Here is an 18,847-nt window from a genome sequence, read left to right as displayed (position 1 = left end):
ATCGAGATTCTAATAATGGTCTTTTTAGAACCAGAACAATATCAACAAAGATGCGTTCAACTTTTTAATTCATATAAAAAAGATATTTCCTCACTTCTACCATTTGCCCAAATTGAGCACATTGGCTCATCTGCAATACCGAATGCTATTTCAAAAGGTGATCTAGATATTTACATTGAAGTTAAACCTGAACATTTTGAATTCGCCATAACGCAGTTAAAAACACTTAATTTTATAGAGAAGCAAAATACACTAAGGACAGAGGAGCTTTGTATGCTCGAATCACTCAACAACGATGATGTGGCATTTCAAATTGTGGTAACCGATTCAGTATTCACATTTTTCTTAACATTTAGAAATAAGCTTATGGATTCTCCAGCTCTAGTCAACGAATATAACCAACTAAAATTAGAATGTAGCCATTTAGACCATGATCAATATAGGACAATAAAAGCAGATTTTATTAATCGCGTTGTGAAACATCCTTAATTTTAACGTTAGTCTTGCTTATTGATATCTAGCTAAAATTGGCTCCTGTAACCCCGTTTTTTTTGATACCATTCACTATTTGATTCTGTCTAAATTTTCTTTGTCTATGACCTCTTCTTATCATCAACAACTTCAAACTAAAATTGACCGCATTACTGCACAATTTTCTGAATTTACTCCACCTACATTAGAAGTGTTTGAGTCCCCTGAACAACATTTCCGTATGCGTGCTGAGTTTCGTATCTGGCATACAGAAAATGACATGTTCTATGCCATGTTTGAACGTAACGATGATAACAAGCAAAAAACAGTTGTGCGCATTGATGAGTTTCCTATTGCGGACCAAAGCATTAATGATTTAATGCCAAAACTTTTGGAAGAACTTAAAGCGGAACCCAAGCTTTCTAACCGTATATTCGAAGCTGATTTCCTCGCTACACTTAGCGGAGAAATGTTAGTTACCTTAATTTACCACCGTAAACTAGATCAAGAATGGGAACAGGCAGCTAAAGCACTTGCTGAAAAATTAGACATTAAAATTATGGGCCGCAGCCGTGGCCAGAAAATTATTATTGGCGATGATTTCGTCGTTGAAGAATTTGAACTTTTAAACCGTTCATTTAAATACAAACAAATTGAAAGTAGCTTTACTCAGCCAAATGCACAGGTTTGCAAAAAAATGCTGCAATGGGCATGCGATGCAGCTGAAGGATCGAAAAAACACTTATTAGAGCTGTACTGTGGTAATGGTAACTTTACTCTTCCGCTTTCTTTAAAGTTTGAACGCGTTTTGGCAACAGAACTTGCAAAATCCTCTGTTTATGCTGCTCAATGGAACATCGAACAAAATCAGATTGATAATATTCAAGTAGCCCGTCTTTCAGCTGAAGAGTTCACTCAAGCTTATCAAGGTGAGCGCGAATTCCGCCGTCTACAAGAAGCAAATATTGATATTCAGAGCTATGATTTTGATACCGTATTTGTAGATCCACCGCGTGCAGGAATTGATGATGAAACTTTGAAATTATTACAGGGCTTTGAACGTATTATTTATATTTCATGCAACCCAGATACATTGTATGAAAACTTAAAAATATTAGGTTTAACTCACCGTATTACTAAGTTTGCATTGTTCGATCAATTCCCTTATACGCATCATGTTGAGTCAGGTGTATTACTTGAGAAGATTTAAACAAAATCTTTCATTGTAAAGTTTTAAATAAGGAGGTTTTGTACCTCCTTATTTTTTAACATTTTATTAGTTAAGTATTTAAATTTTCAAAAAATATCAAGTCATCTATTCGTCATAATTTCGTTTAACTCAAGCATTCCTATCGAAAATTCTTGAGTTCAATTGGTGGATTTATCACTTATAGAGACTTGTATTTTATTTTAAATTGGCTATATTTCGAGCTATGTTAGGTTGTATATGAAGGCTCTATGAGTTTTTGGCAAAAGCTGTTCTTAGCAGATCAACAGCATAACGAGCATAAAAACCAAACTGCTTGTGTTGAAAATGACTGCTCATGTAAAACAAATGAACAACTTCTAAGTGCTCTTGCACTAGCAACAGATGAAGATGTCATTAAGGGAATAAAAAAAGTTCTTATTTCCCGTGGTTATAGCCGAAAAGAGTTAAATGAACTCACTCAAAAACCATCTATTCACTAATAAAAAAGCCAGTCTTGTACTGGCTTTTTTATATTTCACTTTATTCGGCAATCTGTTTGTTCAACCCAACCCACTATTGGCCCCATTTCAAATAATTGATCATTACGCTTGTTTTTTTGAATATATAAACTAGAAATTGAACCATCAAGATATAAAGCCTGCTCTGCCTTAAGATTTCTTTGAAAGAATTGAGCAAACCTGTAGAAACTCACGCTATTTTTCGATATTACAAAGTAGAGCTTATTATTTCGAATACCAACACCATTACGAATTTTATTCGACTGAGAGTCTGGTAAAAAAAGCGAGCTGATCTTCCCATCAATAACTAACATCGGTCCAGATTGTGTCGCATACTCAACGTTGAAATCGCGTCGACTATATTGCTGCGTTGTTAAAATCAAGGCCTGTTTTTTATTCCAACCTAGTACACCATTCGGCTGTAAAAAGAAATTTCCCAATCCTTTATTTTCATTTAATGGCTGAATTACTTTAGCTTGTTCAACATACAGCCCTACTGGAGAAAATCCGCGATGAAACATTCCTGCATTCATTGCAAAAGAAAGACGCTCACATTGCTTTAAATTTTTTTGAATATTATTAAAGCTTTTGTAATATTGTTGATTATTAGAATTCTTAAGAAACAAACGCAACTGTTTTAAATTGCTAATTGCAATCACATCATATTGGTCGCCTTCCGCTGTTTTAACTTGCTGATGTTCTATAGCATAGACAGACTGAATCAAAAGACCATATATCGTTAAGCACCACACCAACCATTTCATTTAGTACCACCAAGCATGACATTTTTCCTTCATATGAAATCTTTAAATTATATACAATAAAGACAAATAGATTGGGTATGAGCCAAACTCATTCATTCGACGTAATCAATACACTTACATTGCTGATATTGGTTATAATAGTTGGCAGCTTTTCAATAAAAGCCATTTACACTTTATTGGATCAGCGTAAGCATGCAGCAATCGAATAAACGCTACCCTCTAGGGGCTCATCTCATCGTAAAGCATCTCGGCTATAGCCATCATGGTATATATGCTGGGAGAGGTCGAGTTATCCATTATTCTGGCTTAGCGCATTTCATCAAAAAACGTCCGATTGAGATCACCTCAATAGATGCATTCTCGCATGGCAAAAAAATTCACGTTCGCTCTTATGACACGCCACGCTATAAAGGAAAAGCAGTCGTGCGTCGGATGCGTTCACGCATGCATGAAAACCACTATCATCTCATTATTAACAACTGCGAACATTTATGTAGCTGGGCCATTACCGGAATTGAAAGTAGTACTCAAGTTGAACGTATGATGCACCGATTAACGACCATCGGTTATGTAAGTTCAATCATGAGCTATATGAATGGTATGATGCTCACTGTTGCAACAACATGTTTTGCTCTTGTTCTTTATATTAAAAAGAAATTGCGTGATCAGGCAAAAATGAAGGTCCCTACTTACCAATTTCTCAGAGAAAAATCTGAAAAAAGGAATATTGATCCTTCAGTCCCTTTAGTATTTATAGATCCAGATAAAAAAGAATCTATTTAAATAAAAAAGCCCTCAAAGATGAGGGCTTTTGAGAAAACTTATAGCTTATTTTTTAGCTGCATTAGCAACAGTTGCTTCAGTCGTAATGTTTACAGTGATTTTATCACCCACGTTTGGAACGTAGTTACCTAGACCAAAGTCAGAGCGTTTGAATGAAGTTGTAGCATTGAAACCAATCGCTGGAACTTTTGCCATTGGGTGTTCGCCTTGCTTATTTAAAACAGCATCAAGTACAACAGGCTTCGTTACACCTTTAACAGTTAAGTCACCAGTAATTTTAAAGTGCTTTTTGTCTTTGGTTTCAACTTTAGTACTTTTAAAAGTAATGTTTGGATATTTAGCTGCATTAAACCAAGCTTCTTCTTGGAACTCTTTATCCAAAGCAGGAACGTTTGTATTTACACTGCTTAAAGGGATAGTCACATTAACAGATGAGTTTGCTGGTTTAGCATTATCAACTTTAATTACACCTTGGATATCCGAGAAGTTAGCGCTTGGAGTAGAGAAACCAAAGTGATTCCACGAGAAAACAGTAGCTGTATGTGTTGGATCAATTTTGTAGTCGACTGGTGCAGCTAAAGTAACTGAACTAGCTAATGCTACTGCCAAACCGAAGCTTAATGTTTTAAGATGCATTTTTCGTATCCTTTATTGATATAGTCGTTAGTGTATACATCAAGTAATTTAATTCACTATTCTTTATAAAACGATATGTTTCATCCATGCAACAATAAAAGCGTTACAGTTATTATTTAAAAACAATATTATAAAGTATAGGTACTATCGTACCGTGTCTGCACTCTTAAATTAATTCGTTTTTACTTCGATTTTTGATTAATAATAAGGTAAAACATGGCTAACACTGCTCAAGCACAAAGTACTTCCACTCCATATCGAGTAACTCTTACCGATCCTTCAGGTCACCAATGGTTTGCTGATGAACCTACAGACAAAGGTGGGCAAGATACTGCACCAAACCCAGTTCAAATCTTACTGTCTGCTTTAGGTGCTTGCACTACCATCACATTAGAGATGTATGCGAATCTTAAAGGTATTAAGATTGATCATGTTCAAGTGGACTTAGCATTAAACCCAAATGGTGAACCAGAAAAAGGCCAAAATAATATTGAACGCAAAATCACACTCAAAGGTGAATTCACGGAAGACCAACACAAGCGCTTATTAAAAGTTGCCGAGAACTGCCCTATCCATAAATTACTGACGTCTCAAATTAATATTCAAACCGAACTTAGCATTTAATTTTCAAATATAAAAAAAGCGCTCCATGAGGAGCGCTTTTTTACACTACTTTATTAATATTTAAGCAGTTAATTCTTTTACCGCTGCAACAACAGCTTCAGTTGTAATACCAAAGAATTGGAACAAATCTTTTGCTGGTGCAGACTCACCATAAGTAGTCATACCAATTACTTTGCCATCAAGACCAACAAACTTCCACCAGTAGTCAACATGAGCTGCTTCAACTGCAACACGTGCACGGATATGAGCTGGTAATACAGCTTCACGATATGCAGCGTCTTGTTTCATAAACTCTTCTGCACATGGCATAGAAACTACACGCACACCATCAAGTTGAGCATAAGCTTCCATTGCTAAAGAAATTTCAGAACCAGTGGCAATAATGATTGCTTTCAATTCGCCTTTTTCTTGAGCAAGAACGTAACCACCTTTTGCAACATTTTGAATTTGTTCTTCAGAACGTGCTTGGAATGGTAAGTTTTGACGAGAGAAAATAAGTGCTGTAGGGCCATCTTTACGCTCTAAAGCAGATTTCCACGCAGTAGCAGTTTCTACAGTATCAGCAGGACGCCATGTATTTAGGTTCGGTGTACCACGTAAAGAAGCAATTTGTTCGATTGGTTGGTGAGTTGGACCATCTTCACCTAGACCAATTGAGTCATGTGTATAAACATGAATTACACGTTGTTTCATCAATGCAGACATACGTACTGCATTACGCGCATATTCCATAAACATTAAGAATGTTGCAACGTAAGGAACAAAACCACCATGCAATGCAACGCCATTCGCAATTGCAGTCATACCGAACTCACGTACGCCATAATATACGTAGTTACCAGCTGGGTTTTCTTGAATGCCTTGGCAACCTTTCCAAAGCGTTAAGTTAGAACCAGCTAAGTCAGCAGAACCACCTAGTAATTCAGGCAATAAAGGACCAAATGCTTGTAGTGTGTTCTGGCTCGCTTTACGTGTTGCGATAGTTTCGCCTTTCGCATTTGTTTCACGAATGAATGCATCTGCTTGTGCTGCAAATTCAGCTGGTAAATCACCGCTAATACGACGAAGTAACTCAGCTGCTTCAGTTGGATATTTTGCTTGATACTTTGCAAATACTGCATCCCAAGCTGCTTCAGATTCAGTACCTTTTGCTTTCGCGTCCCATGCAGCATATACATCAGCAGGAATAACGAATGCTTCTTCTTTCCAGCCTAATGCTTCACGAGTTAAAGTAATCTCATCTTTACCTAATGGCGCACCGTGACAATCTTCTTTACCTTGCTTATTTGGTGAACCTAAACCAATAATCGTTTTACACATAATGATTGTTGGTTTTTGAGTCTCAGCTTTTGCTTCGATCGTTGCTTGACGAATCGCATCAGCATCATGCCCATCAACACGAAGAACTTGCCAACCATAGGCTTTAAAACGCTCTTCTGTATCATCGCTGAACCAGCCTTCTACTTCACCATCAATTGAAATGCCATTGTCATCATAATAAGCAATCAATTTACCAAGCTGTAAAGTACCTGCTAAAGAACATACTTCGTGAGAAATACCTTCCATTAAACAGCCATCGCCCAAGAAACAATAAGTAAAGTGATCAACTACTTTTAAATCATCTTTATTGAACTGAGCAGCTAAAGTCTTTTCTGCCAATGCAAAACCAACAGCGTTTGCAATACCTTGGCCTAAAGGACCAGTCGTAGTTTCGATACCTGGTGCATAACCATATTCAGGGTGACCAGGAGTTTTTGAATGTAATTGACGGAACTGTTTTAAATCTTCAATTGAAAGATCATAACCTGTTAAATGAAGCAAAGCATATTGCAACATTGAACCATGGCCGTTTGATAAAACGAAACGGTCGCGGTTTGCCCATTGTGGGTTAGTTGGGTTGTGATTTAAAAACTCGCGCCAGACGACGTCAGCAATATCTGCCATCCCCATTGGAGCACCAGGATGCCCTGAGTTTGCCTGTTGCACAGCATCCATTGCCAATACACGAATTGCATTTGCAATACGACGTTCGTTTAAAGGGGTCGTCATAAGATCAGAATCCAATTTTAATAGATTGATGAAAAGAAGAAGATGAATAACAATTCAATGCCGCTATATTGTCTTAAAAAAAAGGCTGAGGGTAAACCCCAACATAGTATATTTCTTTATTTTTAACCGTTTCTTGGTTACACAAAAATCATTTGGACCTTTAAGTTATACAAAACAGTACTCATTTTCTTAAATACTGCTCCCCTATACGAACAGGCACTTCTATTAGACTTTGATATATAGATAAAATATTTTGAAATTTCTATCTAGGTCGATCATGTTTCTTTTCTTTAAAATCCCACTTAGAAGACATAATCTTTTTGTTAATTCATATGTCTAAAAAGTACTCTAATAACTTGTTATTAAAATACCAATACTTTAAATAAACATTCTTTATATCAATTTTACTAATACACTTATCAATTAAAACACAGTATAAATGAAACAAATTCATGCTTTTTGGTCAGTATGAACTGGTCCTTAAGCTCAAGTCGATGTAACATATTATGTCTTTTGAAATAACCAAGATAGGACTTTCATGCGCGAGTACGCTGTTTTTACCTCGGAATCTGTAAGCGAAGGTCATCCCGATAAAATGGCCGACCAAATTAGCGACGCTATTTTGGATGCAATCTTAAAAGAAGACCCATACGCACGTGTTGCATGTGAAACACTGGTAAAAACAGGCGCTGTTGTACTTGCTGGTGAAGTAACAACGACTGCTAATATTGATGTTGAAGCTGTTGTTCGTAATACTGTTAACGGTATTGGATACCACCACTCTGATCTTGGCTTTGATGGATCAACATGTGCTGTAATCAATATGATTGGTAAACAATCACCAGAGATTGCACAAGGTGTAGATCGCCAAAAACCTGAAGACCAAGGTGCCGGTGACCAAGGTTTAATGTTCGGTTATGCAAGCCGTGAAACAGATGTTTTAATGCCTGCTCCGATTTCTTATGCTCACCGTTTAATGGAACGTCAGGCTGAACTTCGTCGCTCAGGCACACTTCCATGGTTACGCCCAGATGCAAAAAGCCAAGTTACTTTTGCATATGAAAATGGCAAGCCTGTACGTCTAGATGCAGTTGTTTTGTCTACTCAACATGATCCTGAAATTACTCAAAGCCAGCTTAAAGAAGCTGTTATTGAAGAAATTATCAAGCCGATCATTCCTGCGGAAATGTTCCACGCTGCGACTAAATTCCACATTAATCCAACAGGTATGTTCGTTATTGGCGGCCCTGTAGGCGATTGTGGCTTAACAGGTCGTAAAATTATTGTTGATACATACGGTGGTATGGCTCGTCACGGCGGTGGCGCTTTCTCTGGTAAAGATCCATCTAAAGTTGACCGTTCTGCTGCATATGCAGGCCGTTATGTTGCAAAAAATATTGTAGCAGCTGGTCTTGCTGATAAATGTGAAATTCAGGTGAGTTACGCAATTGGTGTAGCAGAACCTACTTCAATTTCAATTAATACATTTGGTACAGCAAAAGTTTCTGATGAGTTGATTATTCAACTTGTACGTGATCATTTCGATTTAAGACCGTTTGGTATTACTCGTATGCTGGATCTTATTCAGCCAATGTATAAACAAACTGCGGCTTATGGCCACTTTGGTCGCGAAGGATCAGATACTGCATTTACATGGGAAAAAACTGATAAAGTTGAAGCTCTTAAAGATGCTGCTGGCCTTTAATATAAAGTCATAAAAAAGCCCGCCAATGAGCGGGCTTTTTTTACAGTTCAAATTTCATAATATGTAGGGTTTATTCTTCTAGCAACCATCCTTGATGCCATATCATTTGTAGCTCTGATCAAAATTTATTGTCTTGTGGTTTTATCATCCTGATTTAATACATCAAGTAATGTTGACTGCGTCGGAGTATCTTGATGATTCTGGACATAAATATGGACAACTTTAAATACAACGACAACCGCTAGACAAGCCATCACACAAAACATCCACAAACCATACGGGCTTCGAATATGTTGCGAACCACAATATGGACATGATTTATCAGTTGATGCCACAACTTTGTCGCAACACGCACAATGGTATTGATATAGCATAGGTAACCCTCCTTCCCTCATTTCAACCGTTGTTTTTTTAATAGGTTTGCTGCATTTTTAATTTATACATCCTTTATATTTATCCTATGTGAAATGAAAAGATAATTCAATCTGAATGAACAATTGAGTCAATTAAAAAATATTATTAAAATACAGATGGATAAGTTAAATATTATTTTTTTGGCACTATTTTTCTTATTTTGATATTTTGCCAAATTTGCTAAAATAAGCGAATAATCTCACATTTTAGGCAAATGCATGTCTCATACACAGCTGATTAATAAAGGTGGCTTTCGCGAAAGAGCAAACCGAAGTCGAGGTTATCAACAATCTGAAAACAAGCAAACCGCTCTATCTTCAAATAAATATCAACCACAGCCAAAACCACAAGAAGAAACTAAATTAGAAATAGACGATAGTGATTCATCTACTTCGGTTTCTCAGAATCAATAATAATTTTAGAAATAAAAAAAGCTTAAACCCATGAGGTTTAAGCTTTTTCATAACATAATCACTTATTAATCTTTATTTTTATGCTCAATTGTTTTGTGGTTTGGCGTAACATCTCGCGCTTCGCCATCAATGACGTTTGAATCATGGTATTGGCCTTGACCACCACCTTGCTGATTCTGCATATCTTGCATTTGGCGCATTAAATCAGCAAATGGATTTTGTCCCGAAGCATTACCGCCCATACCACCCATCATTTTATTCATCATGGCTTGTTGGCGTTTTGCAAGAGTTCTCATCGCTATGTTACGGAATGCGGTTTGAACACCAGGAATCAAAATTAATACAGCCAAAACATCAGATACAAGACCTGGCAACATTAATAAGAAACCTGCAAAAGCGTAAGCAAGTTTTTTAGTTACAGTTGGGTCACTACCTAGCTGGCCTGTCATCTGCATTTGCTGTAATTGAGGCATAATACCAGCAGTACTTCTGCGAATAAGCCCCAAACCAATAAAAAAAGCAATAATGAACCAAAAGAACACGTACCATCCACTGATGAACTGTGCTACGCCAATCCATACGGCAATTTCAACAATCGCGCCCAGAACTACAATAAGAAGTAAATTCATGTAAAACTTTATCTATCTCAAAAAGAAAATTCATTGCAGTTTTATTTGACCTAACCCTATCTAAGTTTCATATAAGGATTAAGCATTTCTCTTAACTCTGATTGTTTTGTCTAATTTCTAAAAATTAACAATACCATCGGATCAATAAGAGTCTGCAATACTGGAGTACATTTGATTTTAACTCGATAAAAACAAACATGCTTTCTTATTAATGAGTGCTGTATCAGGTTTATCAAGTGCCACTTCAATCAGATTTTAAATTTTTTACTTTATTTGAGCGAAAAACTCTTCGGAAAAGGACGTATTTAGTCAATGAAGGTCTTATTTACTTAGCAAAGTTATGAGTATTCCTTTATTTCCGCTATACATATAGAGAACTTTAAAAGTTCCACAGACATGTAAACTTCCCTAAAGAGCTTACATTTTACCTATCTAAAGTCAGTTCTATTCAAGTTAAATTAATTAATAACACTTCACAAATTAAACTTAGTCAGAACTATGTATAAAAAAGTCCTTGTCGTTGCAATAGCTACTCTTTTTTTATCTGCCTGCTCTTCTAACACGGTAAAACAACATCAAATACATTCTATTTCTGCCAATAAAAATTCAGAAGAAATTAAATCTCTGTTTGATCAGGCACAGACCACGGGAGTTTTAGTGATTAAGCGTGGGCAGACCGAAGAAATTTATGGCAATGATATTAAAAGAGCATCAACAGAATATGTTCCCGCCTCTACCTTTAAAATGCTAAATGCTTTAATTGGACTTGAACATCATAAAGCAACGACAACTGAAGTATTTAAATGGGACGGGCAAAAGCGTTTATTTCCTGATTGGGAAAAGGACATGACTTTAGGCGATGCAATGAAAGCTTCTGCTATTCCAGTTTATCAAGAACTAGCGCGAAGAATTGGACTTGATCTTATGTCTAAAGAGGTAAAACGTATTGGTTTCGGTAATGCAGACATTGGTTCAAAAGTAGATAATTTTTGGCTTGTCGGCCCACTTAAAATTACTCCTGAGCAAGAAACCCAATTTGCTTATGAATTAGCTAATAAAACTCTTCCATTTAGTAAAAATGTACAAGAACAAGTCCAATCAATGGTGTTCATAGAAGAAAAAAATGGACGTAAAATTTATGCTAAAAGTGGTTGGGGATGGGATGTTGAACCACAAGTTGGCTGGTTAACTGGCTGGGTCGTTCAACCGCAAGGAGAAATTGTGGCATTCTCACTCAATTTAGAAATGAAAAAAGGAATTCCTAGTTCTATTCGAAAAGAAATTGCTTATAAAGGATTAGAACAACTCGGTGTTTTATAATTTAGGTTCTATAGCCCTGTTTTTATTTCATCATAAACTGGGCTATTTTCTTAAACTTGAGATTGAGCTTTATGATTTACCCATCAACTGGCTGCTGTGGTGTATTTAAATTTAACTGATAAAAAGCAGCATCCAACCATTGTCCAAACTTAAACCCGACTTGTTTAAAAGTACCTGCATGGATAAAGCCCATTTTTTTATGTAAACCAATGCTTGCCTGATTGGTCGCATCAATACAGCCTATCAATACATGTAGCTCAGCCTCTTGAGCACGCTTAATCAACTCTTGCATTAAAATTTTGCTTAGCCCACAACCACGATGCTCATGATGAATATAAATACTATGTTCAACAGTATATTTATAGGCAGGAAAAGCCCTGAAAGTTCCCCAGCTCGCAAAACCTAATAACTTGTTTGTTTCATCAATAATACCAATCACTGGAAAACCATTTTCTCGTTTCACTGAAAACCAGTTTTTCATCGATTCTTCAGAGCGCGGTAAATAGTCATATAGAGCGGTTGAATTGATAATTGCCTCATTCAGAATATCTAATATGGCCCCAGAATATTCTGTTTCATTACAATCAATTAAACGAAAATTAGAATTGAGGGAATAAGTCATAAAGATTCCTTAACGGCAGAAACAAGTTGATTAGAGACGACTAAAATATAGCGAGCGACTTGAGATGAATTATTGCTGTATATGACGGGCTGGTTGAGTTGCATTGCCAAGCAATCCCCTGTGCTTAAAGCATAAGAAGAATCACCTAATTGAATATCAATTTCTCCTTCAACTACCCAGAGTTGCTGTTGTACCACCTTGGAGGTTTCACTAATTTCATACGTAATTCGTGACTGAGGTGGGAATTCGATTTCAACGATTTGAAATGGAGATTTCCAATTTGGTGGTGAAATCTGACGGCGAATATAACCTGTTTCGGGATCTTTCCATTCTGATTGTTGAGTACGCCGAATTAGGGGTTGAGGTGATTGATTGTTTTGTGGGACATCAAATAGCTGAGTCAAAGGCACACCTAAACCATTTGCCAGCTTTTCAAGGACAACAGCTGTAGGACTCGCCTCACCTCGTTCAATTAACGAAATTGCAGAACGACTTACCTGACATCGAGTTGCAAGAATATCTAAGGTATATCCACGGGCTAAACGCAATTCACGGACTTGCTGCGCAATGCGTATATTAATATCTTCCATCTGCCGACAGACTTTAATTCCAAAATTATAGATAAGTATTCCATTAAAATAGAATTACATCAAATGATTTTAGAAAATATAATTTGGTTCAATAAAAACCGAAAAGTAACCATTCATCACAGCATTCTTTAAATTACTCATGCATAACCGTTTTGGCTATGTAACAATACCCACTGAACTATTTATTTAAGTCTTCACATGGCATTGATTATTGGTATTGACCCAGGCTCACGCTTAACAGGTTATGGAATCATTGAAAAAGATGGTAGTAAACTACGTTTTGTTGATGCTGGTACAATCCGAACTGAAACTCAAGAAATGCCAGAACGCTTAAAACGCATTTTTGCTGGCGTTGAGCGAATTGTGAAATTTCATGGTCCAACTGAAGCTGCGGTTGAGCAGGTCTTTATGGCTCAAAACCCAGACTCTGCTTTAAAACTGGGACAAGCTCGTGGTGCTGCCATAGCCGCATTAGTTAATTTAGATTTACAAGTTGCAGAATATACTGCCCGTCAAATTAAACAGTCTGTCGTTGGTTATGGTGCAGCAGACAAAGAACAAGTACAAATGATGGTCATGCGGTTACTTAACTTGACGATTAAACCTCAATCCGATGCAGCTGATGCTCTTGCTGCCGCTATTTGCCATGCTCATGCATCGGGAAGTATGAGTAAACTTTCTGTCCTTAATGCCTTAGGTGGTATGGCGCGTGGACGAAGCCGCTCTAGCAGTCGTAGACGTTAAAACTTTCTTAGTTCACTACTTGAGTAATTGCTTCATTCATTTGATAAGCCTGTAAACCACGCATACCTTGTTTTGCAAGTTCATCACCTGCCTGAGCATGAAGGGTAACAATCTCATGTAATGCAATTGCCTTATGGAACTGGGCTTTTAGACTTGCAATCATTCCAGCTAATACATCACCCATCCCACCAGTTCCCATACCGGCATTACCTTCGGTACAAATATACAAGTTATCCTCTAAAATTAAGCTACCTGCTCCTTTAAGTACCCACTGACCCGCATATTTATGTTGCAAAGCATAAATTGCAGCAATTCGGTCATTTTCAATTTGCGCTGTAGAGAAACCAAGTAAGGTAGCAGCTTCTCCCGGATGAGGCGTCGCATAAACATGTGCACCCAATTTTTCCGGCTGCTTCGTAAGAAACCATAAAGCATCCGCATCTAAAACAGTTTCTAGGTGTGTACTCTGATTTAACAAAGTAAACCATTGCTGATAAATTTGCTGTGCCCAATCATCTCGCCCTAATCCCATTCCAAAACATACTGCATCAACTTGAGATAAAATCTCTCTAATATTTTCTTCATCTAAAGCATTAATATCACGGAGCATAATATTAGGTGACCGCGACAAAATAGCTTGATGATGCTTTTGATGACAAATCACGGTCACTTTACCTGCACCTGCATGAAAAGCAGCCTCAGCAGCCATAATGACAGCGCCACCCATTTGCTCATGTCCACCAACCACTAAGACATGACCATAGCTTCCTTTATGACCAAAAGCCAAACGTTTAGGAAACTTAATATTTGTAGATGTCAAATAAGCTAATGGTTTCAGGTCTTCATCTATTGGAATTAAATTAACTAAATGGACTTGCCCCACATATTCTTTACCTTGACCTGTAAATAATCCAGCTTTAAGACCTAAAACAGTAAAGGTATGATCAGCTCGTATTGCAAAAGGTAAAGCACAGCCTGTATTTGCATGTAAGCCACTCGGTATATCAATCGAAACTTTTAAACCAGATTGTTCATTAAATTGTTGAATAGCTTGTTGCCAATTAGTATTTAATTCACGATTTAAGCCTATGCCAAATAGAGCATCAATATGGCAATCGAATGTTCTTTTAATATCAAAATCTGAATGAATTTGAACTTTCTTTTCTATAGCAAATTGCGCTGCACAATGTAAATCAGTTGATTCACCCAATTGAGCTGCAAATATTTCAACGTGAAATCCAGCTTGTTTTAGATAACCTGCTATGAAGTAGCCATCACCTGCGTTATTGCCTTGCCCGCACCAAACAGCAATATTATTAATGCTACGATCTTTAAAAAGCTCGATGAACTCCTGAGCGATTGACCAAGCTGCTTGCTGCATTAAACCTAATGAGGAGTTTTGTGCAGCAAACCAACGCTGCTCCCATGCTCGAATATCATCGCTATGATAAACTACCGCTTGCATATTATTATCCTCTTGCATTTTGGTTTATGACATCTTCCGACACATCACGCATTGCAGTACAACAACTTGATCCTCATGAATTAAAAGCATGGATCAAAGCTCAAGCCTTAGACTTGGGTTTTGCTGATTGTGTCATTGCAAAACCAGATGCTCAAGAGCAAATGCCACGTTTTTTAGAATATCTAGAACGTGGTTATCATGCAGACATGACCTATTTAGAAGAAAATCTAGAAAAACGAGCCGACCCTACATTATTAGTTCCGGGCACAAAAAGTATTATTTGTGTTCGTATGAACTATCTTGTGGAATCTCCAAAACCTCGATATGTACCTTTCGAACCCAACTCTGCGATTATCGCCCGTTATGCACGTGGCCGTGATTACCATAAAGTCATGCGTGGCAGATTGAAAACTTTAGCAACACGAATTCGTGAGAAAGTCGGCGATTTTGAATCTCGCCCTTTTGCAGATTCCGCTCCTATTTTTGAGAAATCATTAGCTGAAAGTGCAGGAATGGGTTGGACAGGTAAGCATACTTTGCTCATTCATAAAAAGTCGGGTTCTTTTTTTGTATTAGGTGAGCTCTTTACGTCACTCGACTTACCTTTCGACGAACCTGCAACAGCACATTGTGGTTCTTGTAGCGCTTGTATTGATATTTGCCCGACGCAAGCGATTGTCGAGCCTTATATGCTAGATGCAAGACGATGTATTGCTTACTTAACTATCGAATACAAAGGAATTATTGCTGAAGAATTACGTGCAGGGATTGGTAATCGAATTTTTGGTTGTGACGACTGCCAATTAATTTGTCCATGGAATAGTTTTGCCAAAACTGCGTCCATTAGCGATTTCAATCCTAGAAATGGATTAGACAATATTAGTCTACTAGATATCTGGCAGTGGGATGAAGCCACTTTTTTAGCCAATACAGAAGGTAGCCCTATCCGTAGGACAGGCTATCAATCATTTAAACGTAATATTGCTATCGGATTAGGAAATGCTCCTTATTCAAAAGAAATTGTAGATCAGCTACACAAAGGCAAAAATTTACATGACGAAATCGTCAATGTGCATATTGATTGGGCAATTGAACAGCAACTTAATCAACTTCAGCTATCAAATTAAAAAAATGATGTTTTTTGCCCTATAGCTTTAATACGAATTCTGTATGATTATGTGTAGTGAATTAATGCCATCATCATGGATATGACAATGACTCTACGTAATGATTGGAATCGTGAAGAAATCCAAGCTTTATATGAACAACCTTTTTTGGATTTAGTTTTCAAGGCTCAGCAAGTACATCGTGAGCACTTCACTGCCAATTCGATTCAGGTCAGTACCCTTTTATCTATTAAAACGGGTAAATGTCCTGAAGATTGCAAATACTGCTCACAATCCGCACATTACGAATCAAAATTAGAAGCAGAAAAACGTATCGCTGTAGAAAAAGTGATTAGCGAAGCAAAAGCTGCAAAAGATTCAGGTTCGTCTCGTTTTTGTATGGGTGCTGCTTGGCGTAACCCACATGAGCGCGATATGCCTTATGTTTTAGAAATGGTACGTGAAGTAAAAGCGTTAGGTTTAGAAACATGCATGACTTTAGGCATGCTTAACCAATCTCAAGCAGAGCGTCTACAAGTTGCTGGTTTAGATTATTACAATCACAACCTAGATACATCTCGTGAGTACTACTCTCACATCATTAGCACACGTACTTTTGATGATCGTTTAAATACCCTAGATTATGTTCGCCAAGCTGGTATGAAAGTTTGTAGTGGCGGTATTGTAGGTCTAGGTGAAAGCCGTGATGACCGTGTTGGTTTATTGCATGAACTAGCTACCTTGCCAATTCATCCTGAATCAGTGCCAATTAACATGCTTGTTCCAATTGAAGGAACACCTTTAGCAGATGTTGAAAAGCTTGATGTAATTGAGTGGATCCGCACTATTGCTGTTGCACGCATTATTATGCCGCATAGCTATATTCGTTTATCTGCTGGTCGTGAGTCATTAAGTGATTCAGATCAAGCATTAGCATTTATGGCGGGTGCAAACTCACTATTCTCTGGTGATAAATTACTCACCACACCAAATGCTGGTGAAGGTAAAGACCAAGCGTTGTTTAATAAACTTGGCTTAACCGCAGAAAAACCAAAACCTACGGTTGCTGACTTATCAGTAAATGCAATGAGTGCATAACTTAGTGCAGTAAAATAAAAAAGCCCTGATTTTCAGGGCTTTTTTATTTAAACAGAAGTAACTAAAATTCCGTAAGTGGCATTAAGAAATGTCCCTACTCGAATAATGTCTTTTCCTGCTGCATGCGTTACAGACAATTCCTGGCTCAATACATCAAAATTAAAAGAATCGAAAACATCTTGATGGTGTAAGAGCCAAGTCACTGTATCTGCTATCTTATCATCCGCAATATAAGTTAAGGCCTTAAAGTCTTTACTCATAAATAACTCTTAAAAATAAATTTTATGAATTTTATATGAGTTCACTCTACCTTAAAAGAAAATCTAAGCTGCTTTAGGATTCACTAAAGAGCGACCTGACAATAAGCTTGTCAAAGCTTGTGGTGAGAATTCCAAAGAAAGTACATGATTCTTGAGATTAACAGAGTGCTTACTAATCAATGGAAGTAAACCATCTTCTGTTTCAAAGACGTATTCATCTGCAATATTTAAGATACCCTCAAGATTAGTTGTACTTGAAGCAAGATCATGACTAAAGATGTCATAAATCGTCTGTAGGTTAAACGTTGTCTGCTGCTCCGTTGGGTGCTTAATCAGATAATCCTTTAAAAACAAAACTAGTTTATGAGCAAAGAAAAAGTAATTTGGTTTATAGCTATACTTCATACTATTCATGGAACGGAACTCCAGATTATCTTTTATTGAATTACAACTAAAACAGTAGGAATTGAATCTTAAAAAATTCTTAAAAAATAAATTTATTCACAAGATAAATTAAAAAATAAATTTATTATTAAAAACATATAGTTATATAAATAAAATAAATATTTACTCTCAGGAATATTTTAAATTTGGATTAATTTAATAAAATACAAATACTTAAATATTACGAGTTTTTTAATTTTATTTTAAAAATGAATCATAAAGTATTTTACCAACTGATAAAAAATATATTTCAAAAAAATTTATTTATAAAAACAATTGATCAAAATATATATAAATATAATGTTCTTCTTGTTTTTTGGTTGAAAAGTGATATATTTCCTTCGCCTTACTTAAGCAGAATAAACTTGCTGAAAAGTAATGGATTTTATTTTAAAAGGCTATTCCGGGGATTTTATGAAAAAGTTTATTTTTATAGCAGCGGTTTCTCTCTTAAATATAACAAATGCACAAGCAGCAGATGGCACAATTACTATTAATGGTCTTGTTACAGATAATACTTGTACTATTGATACTGGAGATAAAAACCTAACAATTAATCTACCTACAGTTTCATCTCAAACTTTAAAAAATGCAGGTGATGTGGCTGGTCGTACTCCATTTCAAATTAATTTAACGAACTGTGCTTCTGCTGGTAAAGTAGCCACTTATTTTGAACCGGGCGCTACCGTTGACTTTAATACTGGTCGTTTATTAAACCAAGCAACCTCGGGTGCGGCAACAAACGTGAATATCCAGTTGCTAGGCAGTAATAATGCTGTAATCCCAGTACTTGCTACAAGCACGAATAGCACGCAGACCAACTCGCAATGGGTAAATGTTTCAGCAGGTGGTGATACTGACCTTAACTATTATGCTGAATATTATGCTACAGGTGCTTCTACTGCTGGTACGGTAACGTCGCAAGTAAAATACACAATTATTTATCAATAAAATTAAAACTGAAGCTTCTATTTCTAAATAGAAGCTATCTCCTATTTATTAT

At 36.7% G+C, this 18,847-nt stretch carries 22 protein-coding genes; 12 read left to right on the top strand and 10 right to left on the bottom strand.

The window, feature by feature from the left end; translation table 11 throughout:
• The first annotated feature begins 15 nt into the window (after window positions 1–15).
• The 3 genes from F886_RS10285 to F886_RS10275 all read left to right on the top strand — a co-directional run bounded on the left by F886_RS10285 (window position 16) and on the right by F886_RS10275 (window position 2,160).
• Window positions 16–489 carry a GrpB family protein gene (locus F886_RS10285; protein WP_005304650.1) on the top strand — a complete coding sequence of 158 codons (474 nt, stop codon included), beginning with the start codon at window positions 16–18 and terminating at the stop codon, window positions 487–489.
• 106 nt (window positions 490–595) lie between these two features.
• Window positions 596–1,681 (top strand): tRNA (uridine(54)-C5)-methyltransferase TrmA, encoded by a 1,086-nt coding sequence (gene trmA, locus F886_RS10280; protein WP_005304648.1) that lies wholly within the window; start codon window positions 596–598, stop codon window positions 1,679–1,681.
• 248 nt (window positions 1,682–1,929) lie between these two features.
• Window positions 1,930–2,160, top strand: a complete 231-nt coding sequence (locus F886_RS10275) for a hypothetical protein (RefSeq protein ID WP_003651412.1) — start codon at window positions 1,930–1,932, stop codon at window positions 2,158–2,160.
• Window positions 2,161–2,195: 35 nt separating this feature from the next.
• Here F886_RS10275 and F886_RS10270 read toward each other — a convergent pair whose 3' ends face one another.
• Entirely contained in the window at window positions 2,196–2,942 is a 747-nt protein-coding gene (locus F886_RS10270; RefSeq protein WP_005304644.1) for a phosphodiester glycosidase family protein, read from the bottom strand.
• Window positions 2,943–3,134: 192 nt separating this feature from the next.
• On the opposite strand from F886_RS10270, the gene F886_RS10265 reads away from it, so the two are divergent.
• A complete protein-coding gene (locus tag F886_RS10265; RefSeq protein ID WP_005304641.1) occupies window positions 3,135–3,725 on the top strand; it encodes a lecithin retinol acyltransferase family protein in 591 nt (196 codons plus the stop codon).
• Window positions 3,726–3,770: 45 nt separating this feature from the next.
• Here the strand turns inward: F886_RS10265 and F886_RS10260 are convergent, their stop codons facing one another.
• The gene (locus F886_RS10260) at window positions 3,771–4,361 is read right to left on the bottom strand and encodes a YceI family protein (RefSeq protein WP_005304638.1); all 591 of its coding nucleotides are present in this window, start codon (window positions 4,359–4,361) and stop codon (window positions 3,771–3,773) included.
• A 216-nt stretch (window positions 4,362–4,577) separates the two neighbouring features.
• On the opposite strand from F886_RS10260, the gene F886_RS10255 reads away from it, so the two are divergent.
• The gene (locus F886_RS10255; RefSeq protein ID WP_005304635.1) at window positions 4,578–4,985 is read left to right on the top strand and encodes an OsmC family protein; all 408 of its coding nucleotides are present in this window, start codon (window positions 4,578–4,580) and stop codon (window positions 4,983–4,985) included.
• Between the two features lie 60 nt (window positions 4,986–5,045).
• On the opposite strand, the gene tkt is transcribed toward F886_RS10255, so the two are convergent.
• On the bottom strand, window positions 5,046–7,034 hold the full coding sequence (gene tkt / locus F886_RS10250; protein WP_005304621.1) for a transketolase: 1,989 nt from the start codon (window positions 7,032–7,034) through the stop codon (window positions 5,046–5,048).
• 538 nt (window positions 7,035–7,572) lie between these two features.
• Here tkt and metK point away from each other — a divergent pair.
• Window positions 7,573–8,739 (top strand): methionine adenosyltransferase, encoded by a 1,167-nt coding sequence (gene metK, locus F886_RS10245; protein ID WP_004792802.1) that lies wholly within the window; start codon window positions 7,573–7,575, stop codon window positions 8,737–8,739.
• Window positions 8,740–8,864: 125 nt separating this feature from the next.
• Here the strand turns inward: metK and F886_RS20435 are convergent, their stop codons facing one another.
• A complete protein-coding gene (locus F886_RS20435; protein ID WP_005304620.1) occupies window positions 8,865–9,113 on the bottom strand; it encodes a hypothetical protein in 249 nt (82 codons plus the stop codon).
• 258 nt (window positions 9,114–9,371) lie between these two features.
• On the opposite strand from F886_RS20435, the gene F886_RS10235 reads away from it, so the two are divergent.
• Window positions 9,372–9,566: a hypothetical protein gene (locus F886_RS10235; RefSeq protein WP_005304619.1), complete on the top strand. Its 195-nt coding sequence runs from the start codon at window positions 9,372–9,374 to the stop codon at window positions 9,564–9,566.
• Window positions 9,567–9,631: 65 nt separating this feature from the next.
• On the opposite strand, the gene F886_RS10230 is transcribed toward F886_RS10235, so the two are convergent.
• Window positions 9,632–10,195 (bottom strand): FxsA family protein, encoded by a 564-nt coding sequence (locus F886_RS10230; protein ID WP_005304618.1) that lies wholly within the window; start codon window positions 10,193–10,195, stop codon window positions 9,632–9,634.
• 498 nt (window positions 10,196–10,693) lie between these two features.
• On the opposite strand from F886_RS10230, the gene F886_RS10225 reads away from it, so the two are divergent.
• Window positions 10,694–11,515, top strand: coding sequence for an OXA-213 family carbapenem-hydrolyzing class D beta-lactamase OXA-304 (locus tag F886_RS10225; protein ID WP_005304617.1), 822 nt, complete (start codon window positions 10,694–10,696; stop codon window positions 11,513–11,515).
• 76 nt (window positions 11,516–11,591) lie between these two features.
• Here the strand turns inward: F886_RS10225 and F886_RS10220 are convergent, their stop codons facing one another.
• A complete protein-coding gene (locus F886_RS10220; RefSeq protein ID WP_005304616.1) occupies window positions 11,592–12,137 on the bottom strand; it encodes a GNAT family N-acetyltransferase in 546 nt (181 codons plus the stop codon).
• Window positions 12,134–12,727 (bottom strand): helix-turn-helix domain-containing protein, encoded by a 594-nt coding sequence (locus tag F886_RS10215; RefSeq protein ID WP_005304615.1) that lies wholly within the window; start codon window positions 12,725–12,727, stop codon window positions 12,134–12,136. The genes F886_RS10220 and F886_RS10215 overlap by 4 nt, the downstream gene beginning before the upstream one ends.
• Before the next feature lie 198 nt (window positions 12,728–12,925).
• On the opposite strand from F886_RS10215, the gene ruvC reads away from it, so the two are divergent.
• Window positions 12,926–13,471 carry a crossover junction endodeoxyribonuclease RuvC gene (ruvC, locus tag F886_RS10210; RefSeq protein WP_002121356.1) on the top strand — a complete coding sequence of 182 codons (546 nt, stop codon included), beginning with the start codon at window positions 12,926–12,928 and terminating at the stop codon, window positions 13,469–13,471.
• A 7-nt stretch (window positions 13,472–13,478) separates the two neighbouring features.
• Here ruvC and F886_RS10205 read toward each other — a convergent pair whose 3' ends face one another.
• Window positions 13,479–14,936: a bifunctional ADP-dependent NAD(P)H-hydrate dehydratase/NAD(P)H-hydrate epimerase gene (locus tag F886_RS10205; protein WP_005304612.1), complete on the bottom strand. Its 1,458-nt coding sequence runs from the start codon at window positions 14,934–14,936 to the stop codon at window positions 13,479–13,481.
• A 26-nt stretch (window positions 14,937–14,962) separates the two neighbouring features.
• Between F886_RS10205 and queG the strand changes: the two genes are divergently transcribed.
• Both queG and bioB read left to right on the top strand, forming a co-directional pair.
• Window positions 14,963–16,063: a tRNA epoxyqueuosine(34) reductase QueG gene (gene queG / locus F886_RS10200; RefSeq protein ID WP_005304608.1), complete on the top strand. Its 1,101-nt coding sequence runs from the start codon at window positions 14,963–14,965 to the stop codon at window positions 16,061–16,063.
• An 87-nt stretch (window positions 16,064–16,150) separates the two neighbouring features.
• Window positions 16,151–17,140: a biotin synthase BioB gene (gene bioB / locus F886_RS10195; RefSeq protein WP_004792815.1), complete on the top strand. Its 990-nt coding sequence runs from the start codon at window positions 16,151–16,153 to the stop codon at window positions 17,138–17,140.
• A 47-nt stretch (window positions 17,141–17,187) separates the two neighbouring features.
• On the opposite strand, the gene F886_RS10190 is transcribed toward bioB, so the two are convergent.
• Together F886_RS10190 and F886_RS10185 are read right to left on the bottom strand one after the other, a co-directional pair.
• Entirely contained in the window at window positions 17,188–17,400 is a 213-nt protein-coding gene (locus F886_RS10190; protein ID WP_005304605.1) for a hypothetical protein, read from the bottom strand.
• A gap of 63 nt (window positions 17,401–17,463) precedes the next feature.
• Complete coding sequence (locus F886_RS10185) at window positions 17,464–17,814, bottom strand: hypothetical protein (protein ID WP_004792817.1); 351 nt, start codon at window positions 17,812–17,814, stop codon at window positions 17,464–17,466.
• A gap of 408 nt (window positions 17,815–18,222) precedes the next feature.
• Here F886_RS10185 and F886_RS10180 point away from each other — a divergent pair, with 408 nt between their 5' ends.
• Complete coding sequence (locus F886_RS10180; RefSeq protein ID WP_005304602.1) at window positions 18,223–18,795, top strand: fimbrial protein; 573 nt, start codon at window positions 18,223–18,225, stop codon at window positions 18,793–18,795.
• Window positions 18,796–18,847 lie beyond the last annotated feature (52 nt).

Source organism: Acinetobacter sp. NIPH 542, from assembly GCF_000369825.1.
In the GTDB taxonomy this organism is placed as follows: domain Bacteria; phylum Pseudomonadota; class Gammaproteobacteria; order Pseudomonadales; family Moraxellaceae; genus Acinetobacter; species Acinetobacter oleivorans.
This window is presented reverse-complemented; position numbering and strand designations above follow the sequence as displayed.